Source organism: Litchfieldella anticariensis FP35 = DSM 16096 (genome assembly GCF_000409775.1).
Lineage (GTDB): Bacteria > Pseudomonadota > Gammaproteobacteria > Pseudomonadales > Halomonadaceae > Litchfieldella > Litchfieldella anticariensis.
Genome location: NZ_KE332395.1, coordinates 212,477 through 234,947 on the forward strand (window position 1 = coordinate 212,477; position 22,471 = coordinate 234,947).

Genomic DNA, 22,471 nt, shown 5'->3' on the forward strand with positions numbered 1-22,471 from the left:
TGCCGGTTGCGCAAGTTTAATGCAAACCATTCACACTTGTTTATAATTAACGGCAATTTTTACTGGAGTGGAGTGCTATCCGTGATCCTATGCATCGACCAGGTCATTCCGGCCGAGCTGCTGCAGCGGGTGCAAGCCACCCTGGCCGGCGCATCCTTCCGCGACGGTCGCGAGACGGCGGGGTGGCACGCCCGTACGGTCAAGCTCAACCAGCAGGCTGACAGCCGTCAGCCCGAAGTCGCCGCCCTGCGCCAAGAGATCACCACCGAGCTGCAACGCCATCCGCTGTTCCAGATGGCGGCCCGGCCCAAGCGCATGAAGCCATTGATGTTCAGCCGCTATGAGGAAGGCATGAGCTATGGCAACCATGTCGACGATGCGGTGATGGCCACACCCCAAGGCGCCATGCGCTCGGACCTGTCCTTTACTCTGTTCCTCAACGATCCGGACAGCTATGACGGCGGGGAACTGCTCATCGATTCCACCGCCGGCGAACAGACTTACAAGCTGCCCGCCGGGGCCCTGATCCTCTATCCTTCATCGACCCTCCATCGAGTCGAACCTGTGATTCGCGGCGAGCGGCTAGCCGCCGTGGGCTGGGCCCAGAGCCAGGTCCGCGATCCCCAGCAACGCGAGATCCTGTTCGATCTGGATACCACACGGCGTCAAGTGTTCGAAGAAAGCGGCAAGACCCGTACCTTCGATATGCTGTCGAAGAGCCTGGCCAATCTGCTGCGGATGTGGGCAGATCCTTGATGATGCTGGTAACCCTTGGCCTTGAACAACCATCTCACGCCGGGAACAATGTCTGTCTGAGGAAGGTGTAGGCCAGCGTCTGCATGTAGGCCTGCTGACGGTTGTCGGCCGCACCGCCATGGCCACCCTCGATATTCTCATAATAGAGCACCTGGTGCCCTTGCTCGCTCATGCGCGCCATCATCTTGCGCGCATGGCCGGGATGGACGCGGTCGTCGCGGGTGCTGGTCATCAGCAACAGCGGCGGATAGTCCGCCTCGGCGTCGAGGTTATGGTAGGGCGAATACTCCCTCAGGAATTGCCAGTCGTCGCTATCGGGGTCGCCGTACTCGGCCATCCACGAGGCACCAGCCAGCAAGCGGTGATAGCGGCGCATATCGAGCAGCGGTACCTGACAGACAACGGCACCGAACAGGTGTGGATAAGTCACCAGCATGTTGCCCACCAGCAAACCGCCGTTGGAGCCACCCTGGATGCCCAGGTGCTTGGGCGAGGTGATACCGCGCGCGATCAGGTCTTCGGCAACCGCAGCGAAATCCTCATAGGCCTTGTAGCGGTCGGCCTTGAGCGCGGCGCGGTGCCAGCGCGGGCCATATTCGCCGCCACCGCGGATATTGGCCACCACATAGACGCCACCCTGGCTAAGCCAGCCACGACCAACCCCACCGCTGTACCCAGGCGTCAGCGAGATCTCGAACCCGCCATAGCCATAGAGTAGCGTCGGGTTCTTGCCATCGGTCTCGATGTGCTTGCTGGCGACCATGAAGTACGGCACGCGGGTACCATCCCGGCTGGTGGCGAAATGCTGGCTGACATCGAGTCCCGCGGTATCGAAGAATGCTGGCGCCACCTTGAGTTCACGCGGCGTCTCGCCGACTCGTCCGTAATACAGCGTGGTCGGCGTGAGATAGCCGGTGACGATCATGAAATAGTCATCGGATTCCTCGTCATCCACCGCACCCACACTCACCGTGCCGATCCCGGGAGCGCCGGCGAGCGGCTCTTGTGCCCACTCTCCTTCTCCGGGAGTGAGCACATAGAGGCGGTTCTTGACGTTATCCAGGACGTTGAGGATGAGATGGTTTCGAGTCCAGGTAGTCGCCGCCAGCGAGGTGGTATCGCTGGGTTCGAACAGCACCCGAAATTCACGCTCACCGTTCATGAAGGCGTCGAAATCAGTCGCCAGCAGCGCCCCGGCGGGATAGGTCTCGCCAGCGACGCTCCAGGGCTCGCGCAGTTCCAGTATCAGCCAGCGCCGGTGTACCTGCTTGCGGGCCGAGTTAGGCACCTCGACTTTGCGCAGCATGCCCTCTTTGGTGCGCAGGTAGAGTTCGCTATCGTAGAAGGCGCGCGCACGGCTGACGAAGTCACGCTCATAGCCACGGGTATGGTCGTGCACGGCACCGATGGACATATCGTTCGGCTCGCCAGCATAGACGGTGGTCGCCTCACTCAGCGGTATACCGCGCTGCCACTCCTTGACGATGCGCGGATAGCCCGACGCGGTCAGCGAGCCCTCGCCAAAGTCGGTGTAGACGTAAACGGTGTTCTCGTCGATCCAGCTCAGCGCTCCCTTGGCTTCGGCGCGAAAGAAACCATCGTCGACCCAGCGCTTGTCGACGAGATCGAACTCGCGGGTCACATCGGCATCGGCGCCGCCCCGCGACAGCGAGATCAGGCAGTACCGGTAGGGCTCGCCCGGGTCCCGCGGCTTGAGGCAATGCGCGCCGTGCCAGACCCAGTTCTCGCCTTCGGCGGCATTGAGGGCATCGACATCGATCAAGGTCTCCCACTCGGGCTGTGATTTGCGATACTCGTCCGGCGTGGTGCGCCGCCACAACCCACGCGGGTGGGCCTTGTCCTGCCAGAAGTTGTAGTAGTGCTCGCCGCGCTTGACGACGAAGGGAATCCGGTCATCGGAATCGAGGATGGCTAGCAGGTCGCTACGCAGCGACTCGAAGCCCTCGGCAGCCTCCAGCCGGGACTGGGCCACCGCATTCTGTGCCTTGACCCATTCCAAGGCCTTCTCACCGTCGACCTCCTCGAGCCACAGATAAGGATCGGTCGCCTCCCCTGGCGGGGTATTGTGTGACGTCTTGCTCATCTCGGCTCTCTCTTCTTCGCTACCTGATTGGATTACCTTAGACTAAGGCGCGAGGGACGAAAGACAAAATGGCATAGAGAGCGAGGCGCATGGCCCCTGAAGACTTGAAGAAGCTGGTCACCTACAAGATGCCATTCGGCAAGTACGAAGGCCGGCTGATCGCCGACCTGCCCGGGCCCTACCTCAACTGGTTCGCCCGGGAAGGCTTCCCGAGCGGCGAGATCGGCCAGTTACTTCAGCTGATGCACGAGATCGACCACAACGGGCTGAGTTCGCTGCTCGACCCGTTACGGTAGAGAACAGCAGCCTAAAGGTGGAGCTGACACTACGAGCCAGCCCAAATAACAGCTTGCCAAACACCTCGGCACGCAACTGCAGGTTACGCCGTTCGATCGCTCGCAAGCCAGGATCCCCTGTACAGAACATGCTGCGCCCTCCTCAACTCGGCTTGTTCCGTTTGCCATGACGAGGCGTGCTTGCCTCTGCCGTTACTACATGGCTATGAGGGTAGTCTGTTCATTCACGGAGATACATTGGAAAACTTTGAGAACTGACTTTGCATGAATGCAAAGTCGGGTAGAGAGACCAGCTTGAACAGGGTATTGCTCACAAAAAAAGCAGGCCTCTTGAGAAAGGCCTGCTTTACGTTTTGTTAATCTTGTTATTCCTGATTCGTGTCTTTATTGCCCCGAACCAGAAGACACGCACCTACGGTAACGATGGCGCTTACAGCTATGACGGCAGCGATAGCGGGTACCAGCATTCAAGCTCCTCCTAGCCACCGTTCCCTGTGACAATCGATCAATATCGTAACATTGTGCATGTTAAATGCACCCAAGGGAAAATAAAAGAAACATTATTCTTTTATTTATTAACAATTAATGGTTGAGATATTACCCAACCAGGTCCTGATATGATTGCCGAAATACCCTCCAAAGATGAGGGTATTTCTGTCGACTCAATGGACTAGGCCAACGAAACGCCGCAGAAGTGCCACCCCGCACTATGCAGCATTGGCTTATAACTGCCTCCGCCAACGACTCTCGATGGTGTCCAGTTCGGTGGGACCGTACAGTGCCCGTGCATGGCCGCCATAATGGGTCCACAACTGGTCGCCGTAGTCGTAATGCCACCACTCACTGGGTAGGTTGGTGAAGCCCTGAGCACACATGGCGTGATAGAGCAGCCGACGATAGTCGCGAGCGCGGCGCTTACGTTCGTCGAGGTCATTCAGTCGCTCGAGGTAGTCGCTGTGCGAGGCGGGACTCGCTTCATCGAATAGCGAGCCCATATCCAGCATCAGACCGTCAGCGTCGCATAGCGTTACGTCCACGGCTCCGCCGGTGAGATGCGGGCTCGGTGCCAGTGGATCACGGCTGGGCACCGAGACGAACTCACGGGTGCGTTCGAGGAGCGTTGCCTCGTCGAATTCGGGATGGTGGGTGTGAATAGTCTCGTACAGGGTATCGAACAGGTACTGCTGAACCCGCCAGGGGCGCCAGCCATCCAGCACCACCAGCCCGATGCCATCCGGCAGCGCTCGGGCTACCGCCAGCAGACGCCGATAGACACTTTCACGCACGTAGCACTCCGGCACCGCACCGGGAATACCGAGCCGGGCATAGGCGGGAAACACCTTGACCGGTTCCGGCGCCAGGCTCATTGGCACCAGCGGCTCATCGCTGGGTTCGATCGGCAGGCGGCTCAGGTCTTCCCAGCACGGCTCGGCGAGATGGGGAATCGGTGTCTTGGCCCAAGTGCCAAGGTGAGAGTCGGACAAGGTCATGCGGGAATTCCAAGACAGTTGTACATCCTAGCCGAGCACCGTAGGCAACCACAGCGTCAGCCCAGGGAACAGGATCAGCAGTAGCAGCACCAGCAGCGCCATCAACACGAACGGCCAGATGGTGCGAAACAGCGAGGTGATCTCGAGCCGGCTGACCGCCGCGGCGACGAACACACAGGCGCCCATCGGCGGTGTGATCAGCGCAATGGTGATATTGAGCGTGATGATAATGCCCAAGTGCACTGGGTCGATGCCCGCCATCATCGCCACTGGCGAGAAGATCGGCGTCAGCAGCATCAGTGCCGACACCTCTTCCATGAACATACCGGTGACGAAGGTGATGGCGCTCAGCAGCAGCAGAACCAGCACCGGCTGCTCGACATAGGGTTCAAGCAGCGACACGAACTGGGTCGGCACCTGAGCATACGATAACAGCCAACTGATGGTCGCGGCAGCCGCCATGATCAGGAAGATCGCCGACGTCAGCCGCGTGGTAACGACGACCGCCTCCCAGAAGTCGGCTAGCCGCAACTGGCCGAGCAGCACACCGCACAGGGCGACATAGAGCGCCGTCAGAGCCCCAGACTCGGTCGGGGTGACAAAGCCCATCACGATGCCGGCGACGATAATGAACGGCGCGATCAGTGCCGGTAGCGCCCCAATCGCCGCCATACCCAACTCGCCAAGGGAGGGCCACTGCCCGCGTGCGGCCATTCCCTTGCGCCAGGCGTACCAGGCATTCATGGCCATGAACGCCAGGCCCAGGATTAGGCCCGGAATCACCCCACCCAGGAACAGATCGCCCACCGAGGTATTGGTCAGCGAAGCATACAGGATCATGAAGATGCTGGGTGGAATGATCGGCCCGATCAGCGAGCTGCCGGCCGTTAGCCCCGCCGCGAAGGCCGTCGAATAGCCCTCCTTGCGCATCGAGGGCACCAGTAGCGAGCCCAGCGCCGACGTATCGGCCACCGCCGAGCCGTTGACGCCGGCGAAGAATACGCTCGACACCACGTTGACATGCCCCATGCCACCACGCAGGTGTCCCACCAATAGCCGCGCCAGCCCCATCAGCCGCTCGGTCAGGCCACTGGCGTTCATCAGGTTGCCAGCCAGGATGAACAGCGGGATCGCCATCAGCGAAAACACATTGATACCACCGAAGAACTGCTGCGGCATCATGCGTGGCAGCATCGCCAGATCAACGAACAGGAAACCGACTGCCGCCGTGACCAACAAGGCCAGAAACAGCGGCAGGCCAAGCAGCACGTGCGCCAGGAAGACAGCAAGCATGGTCAGCGTCATACGGCTTCCTCCGCTTGGGACGGCAGCGGTGCCGGTCCGTACCATAGCGCCTGCCAGGCCAGTAGGCCAAAGCCAATGGGTAGCGACAGCATCGGCAAAGTGCGGCTGATACCCAAACCCGATGTGGTGAACATCGACACCGACTGGGCATAGCGATAGCTGAAGATCGCCCCGGCGACGACCAGGCCCAGTGTCAGCAACCATTGATAGAGGTTCAGGAGCCGGACCAAAGGCCCAGGCAACAAGCGCTCGATCAAGGCGACCCGCATATGACCGCCTTCCACCCATACCGCGCCCGCCGCCAGCATCACGCTGCCGATGATCAAGAAACGTGACAGCTCATCCGTCCAGATCGGCGCCCCACCCGCCAGGTAGCGCATGAATACGCCATACAGGATCACGCTCAGATTGATCAGCAGCAGCGCACTGGCAACGAACAGCGACACAGGGCGGCTGACCGCCAGCACTCGCGAGCGAAGCGAACTCATATCGGTATCCACGAAATATCGAAGGTTCGGCAGGGGGAGAAAGCCCCCTGCCGTCATGTCACTCGGCCAATTGCGTCATGCCGGCATCCTGCAGCGCCATGTCGATCCAGCGTTGCTCGATGCCCTGCTCCTCGGTGAGCCACTCGAGATAGGCCGGTTGCCCGATTTCGCGGAATGCCGCCAGATCTTCCTCGGAGGGCCTGATGGCTTCCATGCCCTGTTCCTCGAGATAGGCGATTCGCTCGTCGACCTTGGCTTCGTTGTGCTCACGGGCCATGGCATTGGCCTCATCGACCGCTTCCAGGAAGGCGGTGCGAACGTCCTCGTCCCAGCCATCGATCATCGCACCGTTACCGACCAGGAACTGGTCGGAATACTGGATATTGGCCAGGGTCAGGTAGTCCTGCACCTCATAGAGGCTGCCGAGGATGATGTACATCGGGGGATTCATCTGACCATCAGCCACGCCGGTGCGTAGCGCCATGTAGACTTCGGTCCAGGGGATCGGTGTGCCCGAGGCACCGAAAGCCTCATAGAGGGCCACTTGACTGGGATCCATGGCGCGGAAGCGCAGCCCTTCGAAGTCAGCCGGCGAATGGATCGGCTTCTGGTCATTGGTGAACGCCAGGAAGCCGCCTTCCTCGACCACCGCCAGCAGCTCGATGCCAGTACGCTCACGCAGGGCATTCTCGACTTCCTGCCAATATTCACCCTCATCGAAGAAGGTGCGCGCATCCTCGAAATCGGAGAACAAGAACGGGATGGCGCTGACGAAGACCTCGGGCACCAATGGTGACATCCCGGCAAAGGACGCTATGTTCAGGCTCGGGGAGTTCATGGCCTGCTCCATGCGCTCCTGTTCCTCGCCCAACTGACTGTTGGGATAGAGCTTCAGTTCGATCTCGCCATCGGTCTTTTCCTCCACCAGATCCTTGAGGTTGGTGGCAAAGACGTGCACGGCATTCTTGTCGGGGTCGGGGGCGCCGTTGTAGCTAAGGTTGACAGTGGTCGCCGCCTGGACAGTGCCTGCCAGGGTAGCGGTGGTCAGCAAACAGGCCGACGCCAGTGTCTTGAGTGGGAAACGGAAAGCCAGTGACATGGGTAGAAACTCCTTATTGTTGTCGTCCCCGTTATACGGAGGACTGCTGAGCATTAGCACATTGTTCAGCAAGCAGGCTAATCATTGCGCCGTTGACTATGCAATCCCAGTTATGTTGCTTTTAATGCAACACTCTGAGCATCCAGCAGCCGTGGCGAGTCGGCGTTGAAGAAACGCATCCCCCGGCGCAGATGATCGACGCAGGCGTGGGCCGCCACGGTCAGTTCCCGCCCTTCGCGGCTGACGATCTGCGCCTGGGCGCCGTTCAAGGCCTGATGTGCCATGGGTAGCACACGGATATCGCCGTGGCGGATCTCCTCCATCACCGTCAGTTCGGGCATGAAGGTCACACCGATTCCAGAACGCACGAAGTTCTTGAGCACCGCCACCGAGTTGGTGCGCAGCCGGGCCTGGAGGTGCACTCGTTCCTGCTGCGCCACCAGGTTGACCATCTGGCGCATGCCGAAGCAATTGTCCATCAGCCCCAGCGGCCAGGCCGTGAGGTCGGCCAAGGTTATCGGCCGTTCCAGCGCCAGCAGTGGGTGCTCGGGCGGTACGATCAGATCCAGCGGCTGACGGGTCTCGACATGCGGGAGCAGCAGTGGATCGACCGGCGGGGCGTAAAGCAAGGCCAGGTCCACCTCGCTATCCTTGACCAACGAGATCGCCTCGTTGACGCCGGCCATCAGCACCTCGAGCTCGATGCCTGGAAAGGCCGCCATGAACGACTGCAAAGGAGCGGAGATGAGATCGGCAATGAAGCCCTCGCCCACTGCGATGCGCACCTCGCCACGCTCCAGCCCTTGCAGAGCCATGAGCTGCGACAGCACCGCCTCTTCGGCCGTACGCTGGGCGTGGTAGTGCTCGACCAGCAACCGACCTGCCTGCGTTGCGCGCACGCCACTGCCGTGGCGCTCGAGCACGGCCACTCCCAGCACCTCTTCCAGGGCTTTCAATTGCCGGCTGATCGCCGAGGCATCGATATCCAGATAGGCCGCCGCCTTGCGAAGCGAGCCACGCTTGATCACCTCGCCCAGATACGCCAGTGCGCGTTGGTTGAGCATCGTGATTTCCTTATCCATATCGACACGACATTATCGCCAAGCAACGGACAGGATTCGACGTCAATGGCTCCAAAGCGGCCGGCTCTGCCAATCTTCAGGGAAACCCATCCAGCCAACATCTATGGCATAACGCTCCATGAGCTCTGCCAATCGTTGCCGAAAGTGATGGTGCCTGCTAATGCAATCAAGTAGATAAGCCAGCATCGTCAAGGTGTTATAGAGTCGCCGCTGACGGGATTCACCAGGCAAGGAAACCAGGCTTTCTCCGAGTTCCTTGGGATCACGTGGCAACACAAACTTGACCGCCAACTCCCGATTCCACAACCGCGCATGGTGAGCACAGTGGTTACGCACGACACTGAGGTGATGCAGAAAGGAGATCAGCAACCGCTCATCCAGGCCATAAACCCGCGAAATGGCATTACGGTCTTCTCGGTGCGCCAAATGATCTATCCATTTGGAGAGTTGACCGAAGCTCATGATTTCAACGACAGCCCAGATAGGCGGCAACGGCTCTTCATACTGGTCGCGGAAATGCTTGATGAAGATTTCGCGATTGCTTTGCACATCACGCAATAGACCAGCAAGTCCATTGCGGTAACACCATCTCCCGCTGTCCTTGAAGAGATGACTTTGCAACAGTGAGTGGGCGCCGTGTCGACTACCGATTTGATATGCAAAATGACCGCGCACCGAGACTTCGACTCGCTCAATGGCATCGAGTAACAGTAACCTCAGCTCCCTGTCGAATAGGTAGTGGTCGAGTATGGTCTCGAAACACGTGCCTTGCCTGAACCGATGGCTATCATGATCTTCTTCAAAGGGGAGCCAATATGCAGCGAGCCGGTAGTAATTCAAATGAGCGAGATAATGAAGGGCCCTAGGCTCGTCGCCCACTTGCATACCACGCTGCTTGAGGCGGGCAAGCTGTTCAACATAGGTCAGTGCAGGTTTGTCGTATTTCATGGGCCACACAAAAAGTAACCCCCCATGGTGCGCTGATCTTACGGGAAGCGTGGGGGGTGTTGTTGGTTCATACTTTAGCGATACAACCCGGCAACGTCAACGACACAGGGAATGCTAGACCGTTTGTTATCCTAGCCCCCCGTCATGTTCATGAAGCGCACCACCTGCACATCGCCATTGGCGATAAACCCGGTACCGCCGTTGACCAGGATCGCCTGGACATCGTCGCGTGCCACCCACTGCGAGACCACGGCACGAATCTGGTAGACGTCATCAGGCACGATACGGCGCTCGACTAAGCCATGCCCGCCCTCGGTCAATCGCGCCTCGAGCAGATCGCCGCTGCCATCCTCGGCGAAACCGCGAGTGTCGGAGACGGTCAACACGGCGATCCCGAGCGGCACGAAGGGCGTGTCTGCGGAAACATGGGCCATCAGGCTCTCCTATTGCATCAAACTGCTATCGGATTCGTCATCGAGTGCGATGCCGTCGACCCCCATCCGTGCTTCCAGCGCCAGCAAGTAGTGGCGCAGGGCGCGGCGAGTGGCCTGTTCGCGCAGCGTGTGCCGGACCCGCTCGGCGACTCGCTCGAAGGGCACCGCATGACCCTCGCGACGTTCGTCGATCACGACCACGTGCCAGCCAAAGCGCGATGCCAAAGGCCGCTCATGCAGGCCTTTAGGCAGGTGTTGCAGGGCACGGTCGAGTTCGGCGACGGTCTGGCCCGGCGCTAGCCAGCCCAGCGCACCGCCCTCATCTCTCGAGGGGCACGCCGAGTGACGCTGGGCGAATTCGGTAAAGCGCTCGGGAGAGGACTTGATCGCCTCGATCAGTTTCTGACCTAGCCGATACCGGGCGTCGCGGGCTTCGGCATCGTCCGGGGCGGCAGCCAGCAACACATGGCGCACGCGTACCCGGCCAGGTTCGCTGAACCGGGTGGGCACAGCGGCATGGAAGCGGCGGCAATCGTCGTCGCTGGGCTCGGGAATGTTCAGTTCCCTGTCGAGCAGTGTGGCGATCGCCAGATCGGTTTCATCCTCTCCCGTCACGTCCAGGCCGAGTTCCGCAGCGCGCTGGCGCAGTAGCTCACGTACCACGAGTGCTCGGGCAGCCTTGAGCTGGGCAGTGCCGGCACTGTCCGCCGGGTGGTATTGCATCTCCCCGGCGATGGCCTCCTCGCTGATAGTGGCCCCGCCGACACGAATGGGTGGAGGGATAATCCCCGCCGGGATCTGCTCGATGTCGATCATTTGCATAGTGATGGCTCCTTGGCGCGCATGTGCTGACTCGTAAGGGCGCCGGGGACAGGTCGCAGAGGGGGTCTTTTGCCATGGATGGCAAAAGTAGCGCCCATGGAAGGGTTCACAGCGCCCCCTCGTAGACCTGTCGCCGGAAAAGCCCGATGCCTTTGTTACCCCACCTCAAGCCCGGCGGCGGACAATTTGATACCGCCGCGTCACATAGCCGAGCGGTACGCTCCACACGTGAACCAGGCGAGTGAACGGGAATACCAGCACGATGGTCAGGCCGACCAGGATGTGCAGCTTGTAGATCCAGCCAATGCCTTCCAGATGCGCCGCGGCGCCCCCCTGGAAGAACACGATGGACTGCGCCCAATGAGCGAGCCGGAGCATCACGCCGCCGTCGAGGTGGCCGAGCGCCGGAATGATGGTCGCGAGGCCCAGCGTCACCTGCACCACCAACAGGCCGATGATCAGCGTGTCCATGGGGCTGGACGAGGCCCGCACGCGAGCGTTGGTCAGGCGGCGATGGAACAGCATGGCGCCGCCGACCAGGCACATCACCCCGGCGATGCCACCAACGACGATCGCAATCACCTGCTTGGTGCCGGCACTCATGAACGGCGCGTAGACCCAGTGCGGGGTCAACAGACCGACCAAATGGCCGAAGAAGATGGTGATGATGCCGATGTGGAACAGGTTGCTGGCCAGGCGCATGTGCTTCGACGACAGCATCTGGCTGGAGCCAGTCTTCCAGCCGTACTGGCCATGATCGAAACGCAGCAGGCTGCCGATCAGGAAGACGCTGCCGGCCAGGTAGGGGTAGAGCCCGAACAGGAGGGTGTTGAGGTAGTTCATGACAGGTCTCCGTTAATGTTCTGAGCGGAGCCGGTGGGTTCGAGAATACGCACCGCCTCGCCCTGGGTCGCCCGCTTGCGCTCGGCGAGTCGACGCCCCTCGGCGGACTGTAGCGCGCAGTCCTGATCGGATGCGGCGGAGAAACGCACCGCCTCCTCTTCCCATACCGCATCCAGTGCCTGGGGCGTATCGTCGCGCTCCTCCTCACGTACCTTGGCACGATGGCCATCGACGTCGGTCTCGGCACCGAACAATGCCAGAAGCGCCAACGGCACCCGGGCATGTTCGGCGTCGCGCTCTTCCAGCCGCGCAGTGAGTAACGCCAGGATGTGGCGAATCTCGCCCAGCCAGCGGCCGATCTCGGCCTCCGAGCGCGTGGACAGGTACTCGAGGAACAGCGGCAGGTAATCGGGCAGTTCACGAGCATCGAGCTCGAAACCGGCAGCCTCGTATTCGGCCAGCAGGTCGACCATCGCCTGGCCGCGATCACGGGATTCACCATGCACGTGCTCGAACAGCAGCAGCGAGGTCGCGCGCCCCTTGTCGAACTGGGCCACATAGGTGGCTTGCAGATCGAGCAGGTCGGCTTCCGCGATGCGCTGGCACCAGGCCATCAGCTCGGTGCGCAGTGCCGTAGGCCAGCGGCGCTCTGCCCCCAGTACCTCGATCATGTCGCCCGCCGCCTCCTGCAGCTCCGGCGTCGGGTAGTCGAGCAGACGGGCCAGCACGCGCAGGCTGCGCATGCCGACGGGTTCGATTTGCAATGCCGCCTCAGCCATGACGCACCTCCTCTGCTTCAGCATGGGGATCGTAGACATCGACCGGCTGCACCAGCTTGGTGGTCTGCTTGCGGCCACCGAACAGGCTCGCTTCGCTGTCGCCGCCATGACAGCCATTGCCGAAGCTGAAGCCACAGCCGCCGCGCTCGGGGAAGGCTTCGGTGGCCATTTCGCGGTGGCTGGCGGGGATCACGAAGCGATCCTCGTAGTTGGCGATAGCGAGATAGCGATACATCTCTTCCACCTGGGCCTCGGTCAGGTCCACGGCTTCCAGCACGCTGGCGTCGGCCTGGCCTTCGACGTGCTTGCCGCGCATGTAAAGACGCATTGCCATCAAGCGCTTGAGGGCCAGTACCACGGGCTCCTCCTCACCGGCGGTGAGCAGGTTGGCCAGATACCTCACCGGGATACGCAGCGATTCGATCTTGGGCAGCACACCGTCATATTCCACATGACCGGCTTCCGCGGCGGACTGGATCGGCGACAGTGGCGGCACGTACCACACCATCGGCAGAGTGCGGTATTCGGGGTGCAGTGGAAGTGCCAGCCCCCAGTCGATGGCCAGCTTGTAGACCGGCGACGCCTGGGCGGCCTTGATCACACTGTCGGGAATGCCGTCCTGCCTGGCTTGGGCGATCACTTGCGGGTCGTGCGGATCGAGGAAGATTTCGCACTGGCGGTGATAGAGATCGCGCTCGTCGGCGGAGCTGGCCACTTCTTCGATACGGTCGGCGTCATAGAGCAGCACGCCGAGATAGCGGATGCGGCCCACGCAGGTCTCGGAGCACACGGTTGGTTGACCGGCCTCGATACGCGGGTAGCAGAAGATGCACTTCTCGGATTTGCCGGTCTTCCAGTTGTAGTAGATCTTCTTGTACGGGCAGCCGGAGATGCACATCCGCCAGCCGCGACACTTGTCCTGGTCGATCAGCACGATGCCGTCTTCCTCGCGCTTGTAGATCGCACCGCTCGGGCACGACGCCACACACGTCGGGTTGAGGCAGTGCTCGCACAGCCGCGGCAGGTACATCATGAAGGTGTTCTCGAACTGGCCGTAGATATCGGCCTGGACCTGTTCGAAGTTGGCATCCTTGCGGCGCTTGGCGAACTCGGTACCGAGGATCTCCTCCCAGTTCGGGCCCCATTCGATCTTGTTCATACGCTGGCCGGAGATCAGCGAACGCGGGCGCGCCACCGGCTGATGTTCGCTTTGCTTGGCGGTGTGCAGGTGCTGATAGTCGAAATCAAATGGTTCGTAATAGTCATCGATCTCGGGCAGGTCGGGGTTGGCGAAGATGTTCGCCAGTACCCGCCACTTGCCACCGATGCGCGGTTCGATCCTGCCGTCCTTGCGACGCAGCCAACCGCCCTTCCACTTCTGCTGGTTCTCCCACTCCTTGGGGAAACCGACGCCGGGCTTGGTCTCGACGTTGTTGAACCAGGCGTATTCCACGCCCTCGCGACTGGTCCAGACGTTCTTGCAGGTCACCGAGCAAGTGTGGCAACCGATGCACTTGTCGAGGTTGAGGACCATGCCTACCTGTGAACGGATCTTCATTTCACGGCCTCCTGTACGGTGTCATTGCCCTCGCCGTCCAGCCAGTCGATACGCTTCATCTTGCGCACCATGACGAACTCGTCGCGGTTGGAGCCGACCGTTCCGTAGTAGTTGAAGCTATAGGAGAGCTGCGCATAGCCGCCGATCATGTGGGTCGGCTTGGGGCACACGCGCGTCACCGAGTTGTGGATGCCGCCACGCGTACCGGTGATCTCCGAGCCCGGCACGTTCACGTTGCGCTCCTGGGCGTGGTACATCATCGCCATGCCGTTCTTGACCCGCTGGCTGACCACCGCCCGCGCAGCGATCGAACCGTTGGCGTTGTAGACCTCGATCCAGTCGTTGTCTTCGACGCCGATATCCAAGGCATCGTCCTCGGACAGCCACACCACCGGGCCGCCGCGGTTGAGTGTCAGCATCAGCAGGTTGTCGCTGTAGGTGGAGTGGATCCCCCACTTCTGGTGCGGGGTGATGAAGTTCAGCGCCTTCTCCGGGTTACCGTTGGATTCCACCTGCACCCCGGCCAGCGCCTTGGTGTCGATCGGCGAACGATAGACCAGCAGGCTCTCACCGAAGGCGCGCATCCAGGCATGGTCCTGATAGAACTGCTGGCGGCCGCTCACCGTGCGCCACGGAATCAGCTCGTGGACGTTGGTGTAGCCAGCGTTGTAGGAGACGTGCTCGTCCTCGAGACCGGACCAGGTCGGACTGGAGATGATCTTGCGCGGCTGGGCGACCACGTCGCGGAAGCGAATCTTCTCCTCTTCCTTGTTGACGGCCAGGTGGGTGTGGTCGCGCCCGGTGATCTTCGACAACGCGCCCCACGCCTTGACCGCCACTTGGCCGTTGGTTTCCGGGGCCAGCGACAGGATCACCTCGGCGGCGTCGATCGCCGTCTCGATCTTCGGACGTCCCTTGGCCGGACCTTCCTGCTTGACGTAGTTGAGCTTGCCGAGTAGCTCGATCTCGCTGTCGGTGTTCCAGCTGATGCCCTTGCCGCCATTGCCGAGCTTGCCCAGCGCCGGGCCGAGCGAGGTGAAGCGCTCGTAGGTGGCCGGGTAGTCGCGCTTGACTTCGATCAGCGCCGGCATGGTCTTGCCGGGGATCGGCTCGCACTCGCCTTTCTTCCAGTCCTTGACCTCGGGCTGGGCCAGTTCGGCGGGCGAGTCGTGCTGGTGCGGCAGGGTGACCAGGTCGGTCTCCTCGCCCAGGTGCCCCACGCAGACCTGGGAGAACGCCTTGGCGATGCCCTTGTAGATCTCCCAGTCGCTGCGCGACTCCCACGCCGGATCGGTGGCCGCGGTCAGCGGGTGGATGAAGGGGTGCATGTCGGACGTGTTGAGGTCGTCCTTCTCGTACCAGGTCGCCGTGGGCAGCACGATGTCCGAGTAGAGGCAGGTAGTGGACATGCGGAAGTCCAACGTCACCAGCAGGTCGAGCTTGCCCTCGGGGGCCTCGTCGTGCCACACCACCTCTTCCGGCTTACTGCGGCCTTCGACGCCCAGGTCCTTGCCCTGGATGCCGTGACGGGTGCCCAGCAGGTACTTGAGCATGTACTCGTGGCCCTTGCCGGAGCTGCCCAGCAGGTTGGAGCGCCAGATGAACATGTTGCGCGGGAAGTTCTGCGGATTGTCCGGATCTTCCGCAGCGAAAGCCAACTGATTACAAGTCAGTTGGTCCACGACATAGTCGACGGTGGACTTGCCGGCGGCCTTGGCTGCTTCCGCCAGGCGCAGCGGGTTGGTACCGAGCTGCGGCGCGGACGGCAGCCAGCCCATGCGCTCGGAGCGCACATTGAAGTCGATCAGGCTGCCGCTGTAGTCGGCCGGATTGGCCAGCGGCGAGAGGATCTCCTTGACGTCGAGCTTCTCGTAGCGCCACTGGCTGGAGTGATTATAGAAGAACGAGGTGGAATTCATGTGGCGCGGCGGACGCGTCCAGTCGAGACCGAACGCCAGCGGCAGCCAGCCGGTCTGCGGACGCAGTTTCTCCTGGCCCACGTAGTGGGCCCAGCCACCACCGCTCTGACCGATGCAGCCGCACATCACCAGCATGTTGATCAGGCCACGGTAGTTCATGTCCATGTGGTACCAGTGGTTCATGCCGGCGCCGACGATGATCATGCTGTGGCCTCGGGTCTTGTTGGCGTTGTCGGCGAACTCACGGGCGATACGGATGCACTGCTCGGCGGGTACCCCGGTGATCTTCTCCTGCCAGGCCGGCGTGTAGGGCTTGACCTGGTCGAAGGACGTGGCGCCGTCGTCCTCGTCCTCTTGCCCCTCTTTACTTCTAAAACCGCGGTCGATGCCGTAGTTGGCACACATCAGGTCGAATACGGTGACCGCCAGCACCTCACTGCCATCGGCCTTGGTCAAGCGCTTGGCAGGCAGACTGTGGTAAAGCAACTCGTTACCGACGACGTGATCGAAGTGCTCGTGGGCGATGCCGCCGAAATAGGGGAAGGCGACTCTGGCCACGTCGTCATGCTTGTCGGCCAGGGTCAGCAGCGGCTGGATCTCCTCGCCGTCGGCGTCGCGTGGTTCGAGGCTCCACTTGCCCTCTTCCCCCCAGCGGAAGCCGATGGAGCCACGCGGCACCACCAGTTGGTCGCGGGTCTCGTCCCAGGCCACGGTCTTCCACTCGGGATTGTTGTCCTGACCGAAGTTGGCGGTGAAGTCGCTGGCACGCAGTTGCTTGCCGGGCACGAAGCTGCCGTCGTCGCGCTTCTCGAGTTCGACCAGGAACGGCATATCGGTGTAGCGCCGTACGTAGTCGGTGAAATAGGCGCTGGGTTTGTCGAGATGGAACTGCTTGAGGATCACGTGGCCCATGGCCATGGCCAGCGCAGCATCGGTGCCCTGCTTGGCGGACAGCCACTCATCGGCGAGCTTGGAAACCTCGGCGTAGTCCGGGGTGATGGCGACGGTCTTGGTGCCCTTGTAGCGCACCTCGGTGAAAAAATGGGCATCAGGGGTCCGGGTCTGGGGCACGTTGGAGCCCCAGGCGATGATGTAGCCGGAGTTGTACCAGTCGGCGGATTCGGGCACATCGGTCTGTTCGCCCCAGGTCATCGGCGAGGCCGGCGGCAGGTCGCAGTACCAGTCGTAGAAGCTCATGCACACACCGCCGATCAGCGACAGATAGCGGCTGCCCGCGGCATAGCTGACCATCGACATGGCCGGAATCGGCGAGAAACCGATGATGCGGTCGGGGCCGTACTGCTTGGCGGTGTAGACGTTGGAAGCGGCAATCAGCTCGTTGAGCTCGTCCCAGTCGGCACGCACGAAGCCGCCCATGCCACGGGCGCGCTTGTACTGCTTGGTCTTGGCCGGGTCCTCGACGATCGACGCCCAGGCCTCGACCGGGTCGCTCTTCTCCCGCTTCGCCTCTCGCCACAGCGCCAGCAGCGGCTTGCGGATCATCGGATGCTTCAAGCGGTTGGCGCTGTACAGGTACCAGGAATAACTGGCCCCACGCGGGCAACCGCGCGGCTCATGGTTGGGCAGGTCGGGGCGGGTGCGCGGGTAGTCGGTCTGCTGGGTCTCCCAGGTGACCAGACCGTTCTTGACGTAGATCTTCCAACTGCACGAACCGGTGCAGTTCACCCCGTGGGTAGAACGTACGACCTTGTCGTGTTGCCAACGGGCACGATAGCCGTCTTCCCAGGCGCGGGATTCGTCGCGAACTTCACCATGATCGTTGGCGAAGGGCTCGCGGGTCTTGCGGAAGAAATTCAGCCGGTCAATGAAGTGACTCATGGTCGATCTCCAGGCTCCTCATCAAATGGGCGACCGCTCGGGGCGGCTCCTGATGAGGATTCTGGGAGATCGATCGGTAAATTACTGCCCGGTTACCTCCATATACCCGGGTTCTACCACCAAGGGGATAGAGGCCCGTGTCATGCGGGTTACGTCATTGATTCAGGCATGTAATCGTGGGCATGAAGTTGCTCCCACAACATCACCAACATGCACACGCCTAACGCTGCATAGAGAAACATGAAGCCGGCGGTACGAATGCCGCCCCAGGTGTCACCGAGCGCGAACATCAACGGCAGCATGGCGGCGAATGCGCCACCCAAGGCCAGCGCCAGCCCTCCTACCCGGGCCATGTCGTCGCCGTGATCGCGATGGATCAAGCGCATCAGGCTTCCCTTGCCAATCCCCATGGCCAAACCCATGCTTCCCACCAGGGTGACGAACCCCCACAGCGGCATATGGAAGCTGAAGGTCAGGTCGTCCTGTACTCCCTGGATATTGATCGAGAAGCTAGGGTAGGAAAGCCAGAACAGGCAGGCCAGCACCCACAGCCCGACCCACCAGCGCAGGCTGCGGAAGTTGCGCCAGTCGGCCAGCGCCCCTCCGAGGATCTGACCAAGCCCGCAGGACAGGGTGAAAGTCAGCGCCCAAAGCGCGGCACTCGCCAGCGGCAGGTGGTATTGCGCGGCGAGATAGCCCGGTAGCCACAGCGCCAACGCCACGAAGGCGCCGAAGAAAAAGCTATAATAGAACGCCAGCCGCCGGGCTGCCCAACAAGACGGCAGCCATGTTCGGTAACGCGGGGGTAGCTCACGCGGTGACACTGTGGATGCCGAGTCATCGGCAAACAGCCATAGCAGCAACGCCACCATCACGATGAGCAACAAATAGAGCGTAGGGGCCAGGCGCCAACCATAGGCCTGACTGACCAGCGGCAGCAGCAGGTAGCTCAGCCCAGCACCCAGCATCCCGGCACCATACAGCCCGAGGGCCAGGCCGGCATGCCGTGACGGCCCCCAGGTCGCCACCCGCACCAGGCCGGCCACCAGGGTACCGGCACCCAGCCCCAGGCCAGCCCCAGCCAGCAGGAACTCGATGTAATGCTGAGCCTGACCGATCCACCATAGGAAGGGGCACACCAGCCACAGACAGGCGATCATCACCCGCTGTCCGCCTATGCGTTCGGCCAGCCGTGCCGCAGGCAGGCTAACCAGCGCACCGCTGAGCATGGGGCTCGCCAGCAACCCGGCGAAGGCCAGTTCACTGAGGCCCAGGTTGCTATGCAGTTCGACGCCAAGCACAGCGAAAATGGTCCAGCAGGCGAACACCAGTGCAAAAGCCAGCGGCGACAACAGGATGACCACCAATGGCCGGTAGCCAAGGCTCGGGGTGGGCAAGGCGGCTTCCGAAGAGGGGAACATGGTGAAAATATCTCGGGTATTAGTTACGATAAATTCTCGATTGCGGGGCCAATGGCGTCAAAAGGGCATCGGGGGTATTCCTTTCGAGGTAAAAAAACCCGGCAACCTGTTCGGCTGCCGGGTTCGTACTCCACATCTCTAGTGAGACGATTAATTCACGCTGTTGGCCAGTGCTGCCACTTCATCGGCGGAAAGCGCCCCGCTGTAGAGACGGAAATCGTCCAGCGAGCCCTTGAGGTAGGGGTCATTGTCGTATTGGGAACGACCCAACCAGTTTTGTGTCAGGTTGCCTATTTTCGCCGGGGAGAAGCGGATGTTGCCACTAATACTACGACCCACTTCGCTGCCATCGACATAAAGCACCGCCGTTTGATCTTTCAGTGTCAAGACCACATGAATCCACCGGCCGCTGGGGAATGCCGGCGCATCGAAGGTATTGTCCCCGTGATAGCTGATTTTGGTACTCGCGAAACGGGCGCTGCCGCTATTGTTTCTGGGAGCCAGGAGAATGTACCGATTCGTCCCATTGCCGAAATCGAAGAGGCGGGCCCAGTCGCGGTTCTCGTCGATTCGCACCCAGGTGGCCACGGAGAAGTCGGTCAGACTATTGATGACATCGTCCGGCAGATCGATGTAATCGTCCACACCATCCAGCACCACGGCATTGCCAGCGATGCCGTTTGCCAGTGTCGGGCCGTTGACCAGGGTAGCGGCCGAGTCGCCCACCGTGCTGGGCACCTGGTCTCCGGTCACTTCGTCAAAGCTCAGGTGCAATCGCAGGCGCACTCCGGCTTTCGCCTCCACGACGTTCGAGGGATCGCTTTCCCCCTGTGACGAGGTGGCGGTTACTCGGTAGTAGTAATCCTGGCCTGCCACTACATCGGTATCCGTATAGGTCAACAGATCACCGGTGTTGACAGTGGTGATGGTCGTGAAGGGACCGGACGGCGAGTCCGCGCGCTGCAGCGTATAGCTGTCGGCTCCCGTGGCGCCCCACCATGACAGGGACACGCTATCGGTATTCAGCTCGGCGGTCAGTCCTCGTGGCGCGCCGCCCGCGGGGAAGGGATCCAGGGTCTCGGTCAGCGTATCCCAGCCCATCTCATCGTCTACGATGATGTTCCGGTTGAGCAAGTCGTCGGACATCCTGGCAAGCCACGGCGCATCGATCCCCAGGCGATTGACGTACTGGTTGTAGGCCAACTGCCACACGGAACGCAACTGACCACGGTTTATATCCGAGATGACTCCCTGATAGGTCTTCCAACCGGTGCAGTTTGCTCCGTAGGGGATATAGGGCACGTCTTCGAACTGGTTGTACTTGGCGACGTACTCGAAGGCGGACAACAGGGCATAATTGTCGTAGCTGAACAGGTCCGTCCCGTGGCGCAGGGCGGTCTTGGCGATAACACCGGTCAACAGCACACCCAAACGGGTATGGCCCTGATCGCGGCCACTTTCCTGATACTGCCCCATGTTGCCGGGATGGCGGTAAAAGATCAGGTTCTTCAGCGCGCCATTGCCTTCGCCTTCGTACAGATAGTCCAACGCCTCGTTGTAGATGTCCGGCCGATCGGCGAAGACGCCGATGGACATCATGCCGGCGATGTTGGCCAGATCCCAGTTGGCCCAGTAGTTGCTGATGCAGGCATCGTTATGCTTCACCAGGAAACCGTGGTTCATCGGGTAGAAAAGGTTGACCAGCATGTCCTGGAAGCGCGCCAGATCCTCGGGCGCCCAGCCGTCATAGGTGCGCATGATCTCGCCGATATTGGCAAGCTTGTAGCCGGCCAGGCCCGCAGCCAGATAACGGTCGGCGTTGCCCGTCACTTCCGTCAGCGTGGAGGACCAGGCGTTCATGAACTTCACCGCCAGGTCGCCATAGGCGGGATCGCCGGAGATCTTCCACCGCAGCGCCAGGGCATACATTTTCTTCATTTCATTGACTAGACGGCCATAGTTCTGCCCGTCACCGCCGCGCCTCACTACCGACAGTGGCGCGGGGCCTTGATCCAACCGTGAGTAACTATCGTGGATCAACTTGTTCCAGCCCTCGATCCAGGGCGATTCCTGGGCCTGTATCTTGGCGCGTATGCGCGCGAAATCGTCCTCGGTGTGCAGCAGACTGGGGTGCGTGAAGCTCGTCACGTGGGTTCCGGCGTCATCGGCCACGGCTTGATGGCTCGAAAACGCCAGCATCAGCAGGAAGCCGAACAGGGCGGCGATACGCCCTGGTATGCGCGAACACCAGGTCACGGATCGCACGCTGGGCGTGGGCACCCTGCGTCGTGTGGATTCCCATGGATGGCAAATCATTCATCGATCTCCTTATGATCGTGAGTTTTCAAACAAATCAAGCACATCCTTTTGCAAATCGATCGTCCATAATTCGCCTAAAAGTCACTCCGATCACAGCGGAACGACCTCGCCCCCAGGAAATTTCTTATTGATATGAATGGATATCCATCTGGAGTAACCACCCAGACAGTCATCCCGTTCATTTATCTCTCGCGCAGGCAAATACAAAACCGAATATTCATCGGCCTTGAAACCCCGAAGAAAAATTAAATTTTGGCCTGTCGCCAAATACAAGTGAGCTGTGTGAGTTACCGGCTTATAGCGGACTCCTTTTCCTTCGATGAAAGACACTAAGGAAACACTGCATAAATGTCTGCGCTACTCAATCGCTGCGTTGTGCGGTGCTCGGAATCCTTACATATACCCCATATGCTCCGGTTCCTGCGCTCCGGGCGCCTTGCGCTTGAGCATGCTCGCCGATTTATTCAGCGCTTCCCTAAACACCGGAAAAAGGATCGCTGCCGCCGGAAAACGACATGGACGAACTCGCGTCGATTCGCTGAAAGATCAGCGACCTCTGGCTTCCTTCAAGTTCGGCAGCCCCGCTATCCTGGCCCCGCATGCGGAGTGGTAGACCGGAGGCTTTGCGACCCCGTCTTTCGTACGGGTGTGCCTTCCAATGTGTTAGAGCGAGGCGCAAACTACGTCGCAAGCACATGAGTGTCAAGCAATTCACTTCTCTGCGTTACTGCAGCGTTGACGGCGTCAACGACAGAATAATAAAAGCCAAATAAGCCCCATAAAATTGATCTTTTTCTGCCTTTCCCAAAGCGGATATAAAGCTTAAATACGCAACCTGAATCTTGATCACCTGCCATCACAGGGACTCGGCGACAAGTTTGAGGTTCTGCTTTTCGCCAGTCAGTGAACATGGCGCGCTTCGCACACCGCACAAGGAGTTGGAATCAAAGTTTTCTTAAAATCTGGACT

At 60.7% G+C, this 22,471-nt stretch carries 16 protein-coding genes, 1 pseudogene and 1 riboswitch; of the genes and pseudogenes, 2 read left to right on the forward strand and 15 right to left on the reverse strand.

Translation table 11 applies throughout. The features are described 5' to 3' along the window. Window positions 1-72: 72 nt before the first annotated feature. Complete coding sequence (locus tag L861_RS22225) at window positions 73-756, forward strand: Fe2+-dependent dioxygenase (protein ID WP_016418918.1); 684 nt, start codon at window positions 73-75, stop codon at window positions 754-756. 34 nt (window positions 757-790) lie between these two features. On the opposite strand, the gene L861_RS22230 is transcribed toward L861_RS22225, so the two are convergent. Then, window positions 791-2,860, reverse strand: a complete 2,070-nt coding sequence (locus tag L861_RS22230; protein WP_016418919.1) for a prolyl oligopeptidase family serine peptidase — start codon at window positions 2,858-2,860, stop codon at window positions 791-793. Between the two features lie 89 nt (window positions 2,861-2,949). Between L861_RS22230 and L861_RS22235 the strand changes: the two genes are divergently transcribed. Continuing rightward, window positions 2,950-3,156 carry a DUF3820 family protein gene (locus L861_RS22235; protein ID WP_016418920.1) on the forward strand — a complete coding sequence of 69 codons (207 nt, stop codon included), beginning with the start codon at window positions 2,950-2,952 and terminating at the stop codon, window positions 3,154-3,156. Window positions 3,157-3,878: 722 nt separating this feature from the next. Here the strand turns inward: L861_RS22235 and L861_RS22240 are convergent. From L861_RS22240 to L861_RS22305, 14 genes and pseudogenes are all read right to left on the reverse strand, one after another. After that, complete coding sequence (locus L861_RS22240; protein ID WP_016418922.1) at window positions 3,879-4,646, reverse strand: M15 family metallopeptidase; 768 nt, start codon at window positions 4,644-4,646, stop codon at window positions 3,879-3,881. A 27-nt stretch (window positions 4,647-4,673) separates the two neighbouring features. Then, window positions 4,674-5,951 (reverse strand): TRAP transporter large permease, encoded by a 1,278-nt coding sequence (locus tag L861_RS22245; RefSeq protein ID WP_016418923.1) that lies wholly within the window; start codon window positions 5,949-5,951, stop codon window positions 4,674-4,676. Continuing rightward, the gene (locus tag L861_RS22250) at window positions 5,948-6,439 is read right to left on the reverse strand and encodes a TRAP transporter small permease (protein ID WP_035569253.1); all 492 of its coding nucleotides are present in this window, start codon (window positions 6,437-6,439) and stop codon (window positions 5,948-5,950) included. The genes L861_RS22245 and L861_RS22250 overlap by 4 nt, the downstream gene beginning before the upstream one ends. A 58-nt stretch (window positions 6,440-6,497) precedes the next feature. After that, a complete protein-coding gene (locus L861_RS22255; protein WP_016418925.1) occupies window positions 6,498-7,538 on the reverse strand; it encodes a TRAP transporter substrate-binding protein in 1,041 nt (346 codons plus the stop codon). A gap of 110 nt (window positions 7,539-7,648) precedes the next feature. Then, complete coding sequence (locus L861_RS22260; protein WP_016418926.1) at window positions 7,649-8,602, reverse strand: LysR substrate-binding domain-containing protein; 954 nt, start codon at window positions 8,600-8,602, stop codon at window positions 7,649-7,651. 60 nt (window positions 8,603-8,662) lie between these two features. Next, window positions 8,663-9,568, reverse strand: a complete 906-nt coding sequence (locus L861_RS22265) for an Abi family protein (protein WP_016418927.1) — start codon at window positions 9,566-9,568, stop codon at window positions 8,663-8,665. A 185-nt stretch (window positions 9,569-9,753) separates the two neighbouring features. After that, window positions 9,754-10,002 (reverse strand): annotated as a pseudogene (locus tag L861_RS22270) (MogA/MoaB family molybdenum cofactor biosynthesis protein); the annotation flags it as partial. A 9-nt stretch (window positions 10,003-10,011) separates the two neighbouring features. Beyond that, window positions 10,012-10,824: a peptidylprolyl isomerase gene (locus L861_RS22275; RefSeq protein ID WP_016418929.1), complete on the reverse strand. Its 813-nt coding sequence runs from the start codon at window positions 10,822-10,824 to the stop codon at window positions 10,012-10,014. Window positions 10,825-10,989: 165 nt separating this feature from the next. Next, complete coding sequence (narI, locus tag L861_RS22280) at window positions 10,990-11,667, reverse strand: respiratory nitrate reductase subunit gamma (RefSeq protein ID WP_016418930.1); 678 nt, start codon at window positions 11,665-11,667, stop codon at window positions 10,990-10,992. Further along, the gene (gene narJ / locus L861_RS22285; protein WP_016418931.1) at window positions 11,664-12,446 is read right to left on the reverse strand and encodes a nitrate reductase molybdenum cofactor assembly chaperone; all 783 of its coding nucleotides are present in this window, start codon (window positions 12,444-12,446) and stop codon (window positions 11,664-11,666) included. Before narJ ends, narI begins: the two co-directional genes overlap by 4 nt. Next, complete coding sequence (gene narH / locus L861_RS22290) at window positions 12,439-14,004, reverse strand: nitrate reductase subunit beta (RefSeq protein ID WP_016418932.1); 1,566 nt, start codon at window positions 14,002-14,004, stop codon at window positions 12,439-12,441. The genes narJ and narH overlap by 8 nt, the downstream gene beginning before the upstream one ends. After that, window positions 14,001-17,762 (reverse strand): nitrate reductase subunit alpha, encoded by a 3,762-nt coding sequence (locus L861_RS22295; protein WP_016418933.1) that lies wholly within the window; start codon window positions 17,760-17,762, stop codon window positions 14,001-14,003. The genes narH and L861_RS22295 overlap by 4 nt, the downstream gene beginning before the upstream one ends. A 149-nt stretch (window positions 17,763-17,911) precedes the next feature. Beyond that, window positions 17,912-19,183, reverse strand: coding sequence for an MFS transporter (locus L861_RS22300; RefSeq protein WP_016418934.1), 1,272 nt, complete (start codon window positions 19,181-19,183; stop codon window positions 17,912-17,914). A 150-nt stretch (window positions 19,184-19,333) separates the two neighbouring features. Beyond that, window positions 19,334-21,499, reverse strand: a complete 2,166-nt coding sequence (locus L861_RS22305; protein ID WP_016418935.1) for a LamG-like jellyroll fold domain-containing protein — start codon at window positions 21,497-21,499, stop codon at window positions 19,334-19,336. Window positions 21,500-22,073: 574 nt separating this feature from the next. Next, a riboswitch (cyclic di-GMP riboswitch) is annotated at window positions 22,074-22,165 on the reverse strand. Window positions 22,166-22,471: the final 306 nt, after the last annotated feature.